Raw genomic sequence first — 12,824 nt, 5'->3', positions numbered from 1 at the left:
ATGGGGCACGATGCTGGCGGCGGGCGGCGGCAATCGCTACAGGCGGGTCATGGCGTTCCTTTCCCGCGCGTTCGCGCCCGTTCTCGTTCTCGCCCTTACCTCGGCGGTCGTCGCCCAGACCAAGGCACCCCCCGCCAAGGCACCGGCATCCGCTGCACCCGCCGCGGCGGCGCCGGCGGTCAAGGTCGATCCCGCGCCATGGCTCTACAAGGGCAGCGATCTGCCGCACGACCCCGCCTGGGTGTTCGGCACCTTGCCCAACGGCCTGCGCTATGCGGTGCGCAAGAACGACGTGCCGCCGGGGCAGATCTCGATCCGGGTCCGCATCGATGCCGGCTCGCTCAACGAAAAGGACAGCGAGCGGGGCTACGCGCACTTCATCGAGCATCTCTCCTTCCGCGGGTCCGAATATGTGCCGGACGGCGAGGCGAAGCGGGTGTGGCAGCGGTTCGGCGCGACCTTCGGGTCGGACAGCAACGCCTCCACCACGCCGACGCAGACGCTCTACAAGCTCGACCTGCCGTCCGCGACGCCCGAGACGATCGACGAAAGCCTCAAGATCCTGTCGGGGATGATGGCGCAGCCGACGCTCACCGATGCCGCGGTGTCGGCCGAGCGGCCTATCGTCCTTGCAGAACGTCGCGAACAGCCCGGGCCGCAGGTGAAGTTGCAGGATGCGATGAACGGCCTGTTCTTCGCCGGGCAGCCGCTCGCCGACCGGTCGCCGATCGGCACCGTCGAGACGCTGGACGCCGCCACGGGGGCCAGCATCAAGGCGTTCCACGATCGCTGGTATCGCCCCGAACGCGCGGTCGTCATCATCTCGGGCGATATGGATGCAGCCCAGCTCGCCCAGCTGGTCACCAAGCATTTCGCCGGCTGGCAGGGCCATGGCGCCAATCCCGCCGATCCCGATTTCGGCAAGCCCGATGCCAAGCAGCCGACCTCCGCGACCATCGTCGAACCCGGCCTGCCGCCGCTGGTGCTGATGGGCGTGATGCGGCCCTGGCAGTACAATGACGACACCAAGCTGTTCAACCAGAAGCGGATGGTCGACACCATCGCCGCCAAGGTCATCAGCCGCCGCCTGGAGCGGCGCGCGCGCGCCGGCGCCAGTTTCGTGCAGGCGAGCGTCGACCTCGACGACCGGTCGCGGTCGGCGAACATGACGACGGTGACGATCCTGCCGGTCGGCGACCAGTGGGAACAGGCGCTGAAGGACGTGCGCGCGGTGATCGCCGATGCCGAGAAATCGCCGCCGACCCAGGCGGAGATCGATCGCGAATATGCCGATTACGAGGTCGCGATGCGCAACGGCGTCGAAACCGCGCGGGTCGAGGCGAGCGCCAAGCAGGCCGACGACATGGCCGGTGCGCTCGACATCCGCGAAACGGTGACCGCGCCGCAGAACAGCTACGACATCCTGGTCGATGCGAAGACCAAGGGGATGTTCAATCCCGCCGCCGTGCTCGCCTCCACCAAGAAGATCTTCCGCGGCGATGCGACGCGCGCCCTGGTCAACACCCGCACCGCCGAGAAGGGCACGGCGGAAAAGCTTGCCGCCGCGCTGAAGGCGGATGTGTCGACGCTGACGATCAAGCGCGCGGCACAGGCGGCGGTGGATTTCAGCAAGCTGCCGGCGCTCGGCGCCCCGGCCACCGTCACCAGCCGCACGCCGATCACGGGGCTGCCGGCGGAGAAGGTGGTGTTCTCCAACGGCGTGCGCATGCTGGTGTTCGCCAATCCCGACGACACCGGCCGCGTGTTCGTGCGCGTGCGCTTCGGGCGCGGCTACAATGCCTTGCCCGCCGACCGGCCGAGCCCCGCCTGGGCCGGCGACCTCGCCCTGATGGAAAGCGGCATCGGCAATCTCGGCCAGAACGACCTCGACCAGCTCACCGCCGGTCGCCAGCTCGGCCTCGATTTCGGGATCGACGAGGATACCTTCTCGATCGCGGCGCTTTCCAGCCCCAAGGATTATGCCGACGAACTGACCCTGGTCGCGGCGAAGCTCGGCCAGCCGCGCTGGGATGCGGCGCCGGTCGCACGGGCCAAGTCGGCGGCGCTCACCGCGATCCCCGGCTATGATTCCTCGGCCGACGGCGTGCTGTCGCGCGACTTGGAAGGATTGCTGCATGCCGGCGATCCGCGCTGGCAGACTCCGGATGCCAAGGCGGTGGATGCGCTGACGCCGGCCCGGTTCAAGGCGTTCTGGGCGCCGCTGCTGGCGAGCGGGCCGATCGAGGTCGACGTGTTCGGCGACGTCAAGACGGACGAGGCGATCGCCGCGGTGGCGAAGAGCCTGGGCGCGCTGCCGCCGCGCACCGTCACCGATACGGCGCCGCCGCCGGTCAACTTCCCCGCGCATGTCGCGACGCCGGTGCTCCGCTACCACAACGGCCCCGATAACCAGGCGAGTGCGGTGATCGCCTGGCCGACGGGTGCCGGCCTCGCCGACATCGCAGAGTCGCGGCGTCTCGACGTGCTGGCGCAGGTGTTCAGTGACCGATTGTTCGAGCGGATGCGCCAGGCCGCGGGGGCGAGCTACAGCCCCGGCGTCGCCAGCCAATGGCCCAAGGGCCTGCCCGGCGGCGGCCGCCTGATGGCGATCAGCCAGGTCGCGCCCGCCAACGTGCCGCTGTTCTTCCGCCTCTCACGCGAGATCGCCGCCGACCTCGCCAAGAACCCGGTGAGCGCGGACGAGCTCGCCCGCATCAAGGGGCCGTTGCAGCAATATTACGCCCGCGCCTCGACCAGCAGCCTGTTCTGGCTGCGCGAACTGTCGGGCGGCGCCTATGACGAGCGGCGGTTCGACGCCATCCGCCACCTCGGCCGCGACTTCGGCGACGTGACGCCCGACGTGCTGCAGGCGACCGCGGCGAAATATCTGGTGCCGGAGAAGGACTGGACGCTCGCGGTGCTGCCGAAGAAGGGGAAGTAGGCGGGCGCTTATCCCCGGCCGGGGGCAGCGACAAGGCAAGTCCTCCCTCGCGTAGCGGGGGAGGGGGACCGCCCGCGTCAGCGGGTGGTGGAGGGGGTGGTTCCGCGGGCGGCCAGCTCTGCGAGGATCAGGCGCATCACCGCGTCCAATTTCCGCAGCACGTCTACCGCGGGGATGCGCAAGGTGGCGATGCCTCGTTCGGCGAGCCACGCGTCGCGTGCTGCGTCACGGCACGGCCGGTTGCCACGGCTGTGGGCCTCTCCGTCGACTTCAATGACGAGGCGAGCTTTTGCGCAGTAGAAGTCGAGAACATAGGGATCGGCGGGAACCTGCTTGCGGACGCGGACAGGCAGTTGGCGTAGTTCCCGCCAGAGGATGATCTCCGGCAGCGTCAGGGTTCTACGGAGGCCTTTGGCGTCAGCGAGGTTCTGCTTCGAGCCACCCAGCTTCATGCTTACCTCCCCCTCCGTCAGCGCTCCGCGCTGCCACCTCCCCCTGGCGGGGGAGGACCTCCTTTCACCCCTCCCCCGCCAGGGGGAGGTGGCGCGCCGAAGGCGTGACGGAGGGGGAGGTAGGCGATGCGCTCACCTTCGATCCCCGATCCTCACCCCTTGTACAGCGCATCCAGCCGCTCGCCGTACACCCCCCGGATCACGTGCCGGCGGATCTTCAGGCTGGGCGTCAGCTGCTCGTTCTCGATAGCGAAGGGCGCGTCGGCCAGCACGAAGCGGCGGATGCGTTCGGTGACCGACAGGTCCTTGTTCACCCGTTCGATCGCATGCCCAATCGCGGTGCGATATTCGCTGTTTTCGGCAAGGCGCTCGAACTTGCAGGAGGTGCCGTTGGCCGCGCACCATTCCTGCGTCCATTCGGGGTCGGGCACGACCAGCGCGACCATATAGGGCCGCCGGTCGCCGGCGATCATCGCCTGCACGATCTCGGGCTGCAACGTCAGCATCCCCTCGATCTTCTGCGGGGCGACATTCTCGCCCTTGTCGTTGATGATGAGGTCCTTCTTGCGGTCGGTGATCCTCAGGCGACCCTTGTCGTCGAATTCGCCGATATCGCCGGTGTGCAGCCAGCCGTCCTTCAGCACGCGGTCGGTCTCCGCCTGGTTGCGCCAATAGCCGTGCATGACGAGTTCGCCGCGCACCAGGATCTCGCCATCGGGCGCGATCCTGACCTCGGTATCGTCGAGCGGCGGGCCGACCGAGTCCATCCGCACGCCGACCCTGGGCCGGTTGCACGAGATCACCGGCGCCGCCTCGGTCTGCCCATAGCCTTGCAGGAAGGTGAGGCCGAGCGCCTGGAAGAACAGCCCGACCTCCGGCGTCAGCGGCGCACCGCCGGACACCATCGCCTTCATCCGGCCGCCGAACTTCTTCGCGATCTTGGGTCGGAAGAGGGTGCGGACCAGCAACTGCGCCGGCCGGTCGGACAGGCGCACGCGGCCTTCGTTCTCCTTGACGCCGATGTCGAGCGCCTTGTCGAGCAGGTAGGCGGACGTGCCGCCCTGCTTCTCGATCGCCTTGCTGATCCGGGTGCGCAGCACCTCGAACAGGCGGGGGACGACGAACATGATCGTCGGGCGCACCTCCTCGATATTGGCGGCGAGCTTGTCGAGGCCCTCGGCATAATAGATCTGGCCGCCCAATCCGATCGGGAAATGCTGCCCCCCGGTATGCTCATAGGCGTGGGAGAGGGGGAGGAAGGACAGGAACACCTCGTCGTCCCAGCCGAAATCCTCGGAAATGACCGCGGCGCAGCCCTTGACGTTGTGCAGGATCGCGCCGTGGTGCTGCATCACCCCGCGCGGCGCGCCGCCGGTGCCGCTGGTATAGATGATGCAGGCAAGATCGTTCCGGCCGAACGTCGCCTGCGCGGCCGTCACCTCCGGGTCGATCGGATGATCGGCGATCAGCTGGCGCCAGTCGTGGAAGTCGATGCTGCCCGAGGGCGCGCGCATCGGGTCGATGCCGATTACCGTCTGCCCCTGGTTGGACCGCAGCACCGCGGTCAGCAGCGTCTTGGCCAGCTTGTCGGTGGATACGATGATCGCGCAGGCGCCCGAATCGGCGATGATATGCGCATGGTCGCGCTCGGTGTTGGTGATGTAGGTCGGCACCGTCACGCAGCCCGCCGCCATGATCGCGAGGTCGGAGATCGCCCATTCCGGCCGGTTCTCGCTGACCAGCATCACCCGGTCACCCGGCTTCATCCCGATCGCCTTCAGGCCGGCGGCGAGGCTCGCGACCTGGCGCGCCGCCTCGGCCCAGCTGATCGCCACCCACTGGCCGCCGGTCTTGCTCCACAGGAACGGGGCATCGCCCTTCTCGCGCGCGCGGGTGAAGAACAGGGTGACGAGGTTGGGGAAATATTCGAGGCTACGCATGGGTCTCTCTCCCGGGGAGGGGGCGGCCGTTCGCCGGCCTGCCGTATCTATTCGGACGGGCGGTTGGCGACCGGTGCCATCGGCTGCGGCCGGGCGATGCGGCCGTCCTCGCCGATCGCGACGCCTTCGCTGCGCGGGTCGGCGGCACCGACCCAGCGGCCGCCGCGCCATTCGATCGCGTTCGCCTTCAGCCCCAATGGCGCGACCTGCGTCCGTTCGCCAAGCTTCGCCAGCGCCGGTTGCAGGGTGGCGGCGGGCGTTCCCGCCTCCAGCGTCGCGACCGGCCCGGGCGCGTAGACGAGGCCGAGCCGGATCGCATCCTCCGCGGAGAGGTTCCAGTCGAGCACGCCGATCAGCGCCTTGGCGATCTGCGCGATGATCGTCGACCCGCCCGCCGCGCCGAGGGCGAGGCGGACCTTGCCGGATGCGTCATAGACGATCGTCGGCGCCATCGAACTGCGCGGCCGCTTGCCGCCCTCGACGCGGTTGGCGACGAGGTAACCTGCATCCACCGGCACGATGTCAAAATCGGTCAGTTCGTTGTTGAGCACGGTGCCGTCGACCACCAGCCCCGACCCGAACGGCCCCTCGACGGTGGTCGTCACCTCGACGACGTTGCCGTCGCGATCGGCGACGGCGAGGTCGGTGGTGCCGGCGACCTCGCTGACCGGCGCCGGCGTGCGGGCGGGCGCGCCCGGCGGCGTCCCGGCGGTGACCTTGGCCAGCGTCGTGTCGGGGGAGATCAAGGCGGAGCGCGATGCCAGATAGGCGGGATCGAGCATGCCCTCGATCGGCACGCGCACGTAATCGGGATCGCCGACGTACAGGTTGCGATCGGCGTACGCGAGGCGCGAGCTTTCGGCGAACAGGTGCCAGGCGACCGGCGAATCCTTGCCGAGCTTGCCCATATCGAAGCGTTCGAGCTGCTTGAGGATCATCAGCACGGTGACCCCGCCCGACGAGGGCGGCCCCATGCCGCAGATGCGGTAGCTGCGATACGGCACGCAGACGGGATCGCGCGGCTTCGCCTCGTAGCTGGCGAGATCGCCGGTGGTCATCTGCGACGGGTTGCGCGTGGCGGTGTTGACCGTCGTCACCAGCTTTTGCGCCTGCGGACCGACGTAGAAGCTGTCGGGGCCGTGCGCGGCGATCCGGGTCAGCAGCGCCGCCTGCGCCGGGTTGCGCAGGATGCCGTCGGCGCCGACCTTGAACGTGGCATCGGCCTCCGGCGTCAGATGCCCGCCGAACGATTCCGCCGAATTGCGGAAGCGCGGGCTGACCTTGAACCCGTCGCGCGCCAGCCGGATCGCCGGCTGGAACAGCCGCGCCCAGGGCAGCCGGCCCGACTGGCGGTGCGCCAGCGCCATGCCGCGCAGCGCGCCCGGCACGCCGACGCTGCGCCCGCCCGGCACCGCCTCCGCATGGGTCAGCGGCGTGCCGTCCGCGGTATAGAACCAACGCGGGGTGGCCGCGTGAGGCGCGGTCTCGCGCGCGTCGATCGTCGTCACCGTGCCGCTCTTCGCCGCATGGCTGACCCAGAAGCTGCCGCCGCCGATGCCGGAACTCTGCGGCTCGACGACGTTCAGCGCCAGCATCGTCGCGATCGCCGCATCGGTGGCGGTGCCGCCCGCCTTCAGGATCTCGACACCGGCGGCGACCGCGCGCGGGTCGGCGGCGCTGACCATGCCCGGCGCCCCGATGGTCGGGGTCCTGGCGATGGGGGCCTTGACGATCGGCGCCTTGGCCAGAGCGGGGGTGCAGGCGAACGAGGCCGCCGCGAGCGCGATCAGGGTCTTCATCGCCGCAAAACCTAACGGCTGGCCCGGCGAGGGCAAGCGGTTACGCCGCCACGGCGTCCTCCACCCGCGCGAAGCCGTCGCGGGCAAGGCAGGCGGCAAGATCGACGAGGATGCGCCGCGCCAGTCCCGGCCCCGCATAGATCAGCGCCGAATAGAGCTGCACGAAGGCGGCACCTGCCCGGATGCGGGCATAGGCTTCCGCCCCGCTGTCGATCCCGCCGGCGGCGACCAGCGCGATGCCGCCGCCGCTCGCGCTGCGTACGTCGGCGAGCCGCTGCCGGGCGAGCGCGGCGAGCGGCGCACCCGACAGGCCGCCCGTCTCGGCGGCATGCGGGCTGCGCAGCGGCGGGCGCGATATGGTGGTGTTGCCCATCACGATCGCGTCGATCCGCTGCCCGATCGCCGCGCGGACGATGCCGTCGATCGCGCCTGCGTCGAGATCGGGCGCGATCTTGAGGAAGAGGGGGGTGTCGCCGCGCGCTTCCGTGCAGGCCGCCAGCAGTTCGGCGAGCGCCGCGCCATGCTGGAGGTCGCGCAGGCCGGGCGTGTTGGGTGAGGAGATGTTGATCGTGACGTAGTCGGCGATCGGCGCCGCTGCCGACACGCCGGCGACGTAATCGGCGATGCGGTCGGTCGCATCCTTGTTGGCGCCGACGTTGATGCCGAGCCGTCCGGTGCCGCGGCGTGCCCCTTTGGCGCGGGCGAGGCCGGCCTCAAGGCCGCCGTTGTTGAAGCCCATCCGGTTGACCACGGCGCGGTCGGCGACCAGCCGGAACAGCCGCGGGCGGGGGTTGCCCGCCTGCGGCACGGGCGTGAGCGTGCCGATCTCCACTGCGCCGAAGCCGAGGCCGAACAGCCCCTCGATCGCGACCCCGTCCTTGTCGAGCCCCGCCGCGACGCCGAGCGGATTGGCGAAGGTGAGCGCGCCGATCCGCGTCGCGAGCCGCCGGTCGTGACGCACCGCCGGGAAGGGCAGCCTGGCGCGCACCGCCAGCGCCTTCAGGGTCAAAGCATGCGCCCGCTCGGCGTCGAGGGCGAACAGCAGCGGACGAAGGGCATAGGACATGGCGATGCCCATCGCATCGCAGCGCGCAGACGTCAAAGTGCCCCCCTCCCGTCATCCCGACGAACGTCGGGACCCATGGAGGGGATGAAGGTGCCGGGATATACGCCATCGCCAGCCGAGTGCGTCCATGGGTCCCGGCGTTCGCCGGGATGACGGGGAGACGTGCTTCCCCCCTTCGTCATCCCCGCGGAGGCGGGGATCCATAATCACGTCGCGGTGAATGGAAGCGAGAGGGCAGCCCGTATGGATCCCCGCCTCCGCGGGGATGACGGGATGAGGGGGGCACCGGCATCCACTCACACTGATCGCCTTTCCCGCGCTTGACCGCGGCGCACAAAAGCCTATCTGGCAATCGGATCGAATTGATCCGATTTGCGACCGGTTCTCAACAGCCGCGCGCGACATACAGTTCGGAGCCATGCGCCTTTCCAGCCTCGCCGATTATGCGGTCGTGATGATGTCCGCCGCCGCGCGCCATTGCGGCGGGGCGGGACGGCTGAACGCGACCCTGCTCGCCGAGGAAACCGGCGTGCCGCTGCCGACCGCGCAGAAGCTGGTCAGCCGCCTCTCCGCTGCCGGCCTGATCGCAAGCGCGCGCGGCACCGGTGGCGGCTTCCGCCTGTCGCGTCCCCCCTCGGCGATCAGCCTCGCCGATATCGTCGAGGCGGTGGAGGGGCCGATCCAGATGACCTCCTGCGTCGAGGGCAGCCGCCACGATTGCGCGATCGAGGGCAATTGCCAGGTCCGCCCGCACTGGGGCGTCGTCAACGAAGCGGTGCGCGGTGCGCTCGCCGGCGTCTCCCTCGCCCATCTCTCCCGCGCACCGGCCTCGCCCGCGCGCGTTCCCGAACAGGTGTAACCATGGCCACCAAGAACGCCGAAGCCTATGCGGCCGTCTCCAAGACCTACGAATGGGGCTTCACCTCCGATATCGAGCAGGACTTCGCGCCCAAGGGGCTGAGCGAAGACACCGTCCGCTACATCAGCGCCAAGAAGAACGAGCCCGAATGGATGCTCGACTGGCGCCTCAAGGCCTTCCGCCTGTGGCAGACGCTGGAGGCGCCGGACTGGGCCAAGCTCAACGTGCCGCCGATCGACTATCAGGACGCCTATTATTACGCCGAGCCCAAGGCGAAGCCGAAGCTCGGCAGCCTTGACGAGGTCGATCCCGAAATCCTGCGCGTCTACGAAAAGCTCGGCATCCCGCTGGAGGAGCAGAAGATGCTCGCCGGCGTCGACGACGGGTCGGAGCCCAAGCGCCGCGTCGCGGTCGACGCGGTGTTCGACAGCGTGTCGGTGGCCACCACCTTCCGCAAGGAGCTGGAGGCCGCCGGCGTCATCTTCCGCTCGATCAGCGAAGCGATCCGCGAATATCCCGACCTCGTGCGCAAATGGCTCGGCAAGGTCGTGCCCCAGCGCGACAATTATTTCGCCACGCTCAACAGTGCGGTCTTTTCGGACGGCACCTTCGTCTACATTCCGGAGGGCGTGCGCTGCCCGATGGAGCTGTCGACCTATTTCCGCATCAATGCGGAGAACACCGGCCAGTTCGAACGCACGCTGATCGTCGCCGACAAGGGGGCGTACGTCAGCTATCTCGAAGGCTGCACCGCGCCGATGCGCGACGAGAACCAGCTCCACGCCGCGGTGGTCGAACTGGTCGCGCTGGACGATGCCGAGATCAAATATTCGACCGTGCAGAATTGGTATCCCGGCGACGAGAACGGCCTCGGCGGCATCTACAATTTCGTCACCAAGCGCGCGCTCTGCCAGGGCCGGAACAGCAAGGTGTCGTGGACGCAGGTCGAAACCGGCAGCGCGATCACCTGGAAATACCCCAGCTGCGTGCTCGCGGGCGAAAACAGCGTCGGCGAATTCTATTCGGTCGCGGTGACCAACAACCGCCAGCAGGCGGACACCGGCACCAAGATGATCCACTTGGGGCGGAACACCAGGTCGACCATCGTGTCGAAGGGGATCAGCGCCGGCCGCTCCGACAACACCTATCGCGGCCTGGTGCGCGTCGCGCCGACCGCGGAGAACGTCCGCAACTTCACGCAGTGCGACAGCCTGCTCCTGGGCGACCAGTGCGGTGCGCACACCGTGCCGTACATCGAGGTCAAGAACCCGAGCGCGCAGATCGAGCATGAGGCGACGACGTCGAAGATCAGCGAGGACCAGCTGTTCTATGCGATGAGCCGCGGGCTGGATCAGGAGGCGGCGGTCGCGCTGATCGTCAACGGCTTCGCGCGCGAGGTGCTGCAACAGCTGCCGATGGAGTTCGCCGTCGAGGCGCAGAAGCTGCTGGGGATTTCGCTCGAAGGCAGCGTGGGATGATGGTCGAGCCCCTCCCCTGCAGGGGAGGGGTTGGGGTGGGGGACGCGGGCGGAGGTCTCGGTGAGACACGCCCCACCCCCAAACCCCTCCCCTGAAGGGGAGGGGCTTAAAGGATAGAAGATGCTCAAGATTGAAAACCTCCATGCCGAAATCGACGGCAAGCCGATCCTCAAGGGCCTCAGCCTCACCGTCAACGCGGGCGAGATCCATGCGATCATGGGGCCGAACGGCGCGGGCAAGTCGACGCTCGGCTATGTCCTCGGCGGCCGGCCCGGTTACGAGGTGACCGGGGGCTCGATCACCTTCGCCGGACAGGACCTGCTCGAACTCGAACCCAACGAGCGCGCAGCCGCCGGCCTGTTCCTCGGCTTCCAATATCCGGTCGAGATCCCCGGCGTCAGCAACGTCCAGTTCCTGCGCGAGGCCTTGAACGCCCAGCGCGCGACCCGCGACGAAAAGCCGCTGTCGGGCGCCGAATTCCTGCGCCTCGCGCGCGAGGAGGCGAAGAAGCTCGACATGGACGCCGAGATGCTGAAGCGCCCGGTCAACGTCGGCTTCTCGGGCGGCGAGAAGAAGCGCAACGAGATGGTGCAGATGGGCGTCGTCGATCCCAGGTTCGCGATCCTCGACGAAACGGATTCCGGGCTCGACATCGACGCGCTGCGCATCGTCGGCGACGGCATCAACCGCATCATGCGCGCGCCCGACAAGGCGGTGCTGCTCATCACCCACTACCAGCGCCTGCTCGACTATGTGCAGCCCGACCACGTCCACGTGCTGGCGGACGGCCGCATCGTCCGCTCCGGCGGCGCCGACCTGGCGCGCGAACTGGAACGCGAAGGCTATGCCGGGGTGGTGGCGTGATGATTCACGCGAAGCCGCGAAGCCGCGAAGAGGGTGTGCGTAGGGCGAGCGTGTCGCTACCCGGCGGCCTTTTTGTTCACGCGGAGGCGCGGAGGCGCGGAGGGCGCGTCGCTGGTGATACGCTCTCGCGGACCGTCGCATCCGGGGCGAAAGCGCTGACGCGCGACCAGGATCATAGCGCCGCAGGCAGCATCTCTCCTCTTCTTCTCCGCGCCTCCGCGCCTCCGCGCGAACGAAACCCTTCTTCGCTTCGCGTCTTCGCGTCTTCGCGTGAACATCCTCTGCCGGGCCTCGCCGCATGACCGCCGTCCTCGACCTGCCCACGCCCCGTAACGAGCTGTTCCGCTGGGCCGACATGCCCGCGCTGGAAGCCGCGCGTGCGCTGCCGCCGACCCCGGCAGCGGTGCCGGCGGCGATCCTGGCCGATGCGGATCGGCTCGTGTTCGTCGACGGTCGTCTCGACACCGACTCCAGCCGCCCCGGCGACCTGTCGATCGAGAGCGGTTCCATCGACAGCGATCACGCTCTCGCGCGCTTTGCCGCAGGGCAGGGGCATCGCCTGACGCTCGCACCCCGCACCGTCACGACCGTGGAGATCGTCCGCGTCAACGCCGGTGAGGACAGCCACATGCCGCTCGTCATCACGGTCGGCGAGGATGCGGTGCTGACCCTGGTGGAAAGCTATGCCGGCGCCGGCTGGTCGAACGCGCTGACCCGCTTCGATCTCGGCAAGGGCGCCCGCGTCATGCGGTCGGTGCGCGTCGTGCAGTCGGCGGGCTTCGTTTCGACTCGCGACGAGGTGACGATCGGCGAGGCGGCGAGTTTCGTCTCCGTCGCGCTCGGCGCCACGGCGGCCGGCACGCGTTTCGATGCCGCGCTGACGCTGGAGGGCGACGGCGCCTATGCGGAACTCGGCGGCGCGCTGCTGACCCGCGATGCGCAGCGGCAGGAATGCGCCGTGCGCGTCCGCCACGCCAAGCCCAACGGGCAGAGCCACCAGCTGTGGCGGGCCGTCGCCGCCGATCGCTCCACCGTCAGCCTCGCCGCCGCGGTCGAGGTCGCGCGCGATGCGCAGAAGACCGACGGCGAACAGTCGCTGCGCGGCCTGCTGCTCCAGCGCACCGCGACGGTGAACCTGAAGCCCGAACTGGAGATCTTCGCCGACGACGTGAAATGCGCGCATGGCGCGACGGTCGGCGAACTCGACGCACGCGCGCTGTTCTACATGCAAAGCCGCGGTATCCCGGCAGCACGGGCCAAGGCGCTGCTGACGCGGGCGTTCGTGGCGGATGCGCTGGACCGCATCGCGGACGAGCAGGTGCGCGAGGCGTTCGCGGCGGATGCCGATGCGTGGCTGGAGCAAGCGCTGTGAGCGGGCTGTCCTCAATCCTCCCCGGTACGGGGAGGGGGACCATGCGCAGCATG

At 69.0% G+C, this 12,824-nt stretch carries 9 protein-coding genes; 5 read left to right on the top strand and 4 right to left on the bottom strand.

Translation table 11 applies throughout. The features are described from left to right. Positions 1–49: 49 nt before the first annotated feature. Positions 50–2,941 carry a M16 family metallopeptidase gene (locus ACTZQ5_RS03305; RefSeq protein WP_443583742.1) on the top strand — a complete coding sequence of 964 codons (2,892 nt, stop codon included), beginning with the start codon at positions 50–52 and terminating at the stop codon, positions 2,939–2,941. A 77-nt stretch (positions 2,942–3,018) separates the two neighbouring features. Here ACTZQ5_RS03305 and ACTZQ5_RS03300 read toward each other — a convergent pair whose 3' ends face one another. The 4 genes from ACTZQ5_RS03300 to ACTZQ5_RS03285 all read right to left on the bottom strand — a co-directional run bounded on the left by ACTZQ5_RS03300 (position 3,019) and on the right by ACTZQ5_RS03285 (position 8,198). After that, entirely contained in the window at positions 3,019–3,393 is a 375-nt protein-coding gene (locus tag ACTZQ5_RS03300; protein ID WP_443583741.1) for an endonuclease domain-containing protein, read from the bottom strand. Between the two features lie 152 nt (positions 3,394–3,545). Then, a complete protein-coding gene (locus ACTZQ5_RS03295) occupies positions 3,546–5,333 on the bottom strand; it encodes an AMP-dependent synthetase/ligase (RefSeq protein WP_443583740.1) in 1,788 nt (595 codons plus the stop codon). Positions 5,334–5,380: 47 nt separating this feature from the next. Next, positions 5,381–7,132 (bottom strand): gamma-glutamyltransferase, encoded by a 1,752-nt coding sequence (gene ggt, locus ACTZQ5_RS03290; RefSeq protein ID WP_443583739.1) that lies wholly within the window; start codon positions 7,130–7,132, stop codon positions 5,381–5,383. Positions 7,133–7,172: 40 nt separating this feature from the next. Beyond that, the gene (locus tag ACTZQ5_RS03285) at positions 7,173–8,198 is read right to left on the bottom strand and encodes a quinone-dependent dihydroorotate dehydrogenase (protein WP_443584131.1); all 1,026 of its coding nucleotides are present in this window, start codon (positions 8,196–8,198) and stop codon (positions 7,173–7,175) included. Between the two features lie 418 nt (positions 8,199–8,616). On the opposite strand from ACTZQ5_RS03285, the gene ACTZQ5_RS03280 reads away from it, so the two are divergent. From ACTZQ5_RS03280 to ACTZQ5_RS03265, 4 genes are all read left to right on the top strand, one after another. Beyond that, a complete protein-coding gene (locus ACTZQ5_RS03280; RefSeq protein ID WP_443583738.1) occupies positions 8,617–9,057 on the top strand; it encodes an SUF system Fe-S cluster assembly regulator in 441 nt (146 codons plus the stop codon). 2 nt (positions 9,058–9,059) lie between these two features. Beyond that, a complete protein-coding gene (sufB, locus tag ACTZQ5_RS03275; RefSeq protein ID WP_443583737.1) occupies positions 9,060–10,535 on the top strand; it encodes a Fe-S cluster assembly protein SufB in 1,476 nt (491 codons plus the stop codon). A 120-nt stretch (positions 10,536–10,655) separates the two neighbouring features. Next, the gene (sufC, locus tag ACTZQ5_RS03270; RefSeq protein WP_443583736.1) at positions 10,656–11,399 is read left to right on the top strand and encodes a Fe-S cluster assembly ATPase SufC; all 744 of its coding nucleotides are present in this window, start codon (positions 10,656–10,658) and stop codon (positions 11,397–11,399) included. Between the two features lie 298 nt (positions 11,400–11,697). Beyond that, complete coding sequence (locus ACTZQ5_RS03265) at positions 11,698–12,771, top strand: SufD family Fe-S cluster assembly protein (protein ID WP_443583735.1); 1,074 nt, start codon at positions 11,698–11,700, stop codon at positions 12,769–12,771. The last annotated feature ends 53 nt before the right edge of the window (positions 12,772–12,824 follow it).

It is taken from the genome of Sphingomonas cellulosilytica, from assembly GCF_052321755.1.
In the GTDB taxonomy this organism is placed as follows: Bacteria; Pseudomonadota; Alphaproteobacteria; order Sphingomonadales; family Sphingomonadaceae; genus Sphingomonas.
The sequence above is the reverse complement of the archived record's forward strand: the minus strand, read 5'-3'. Positions and strand labels throughout refer to the sequence as shown.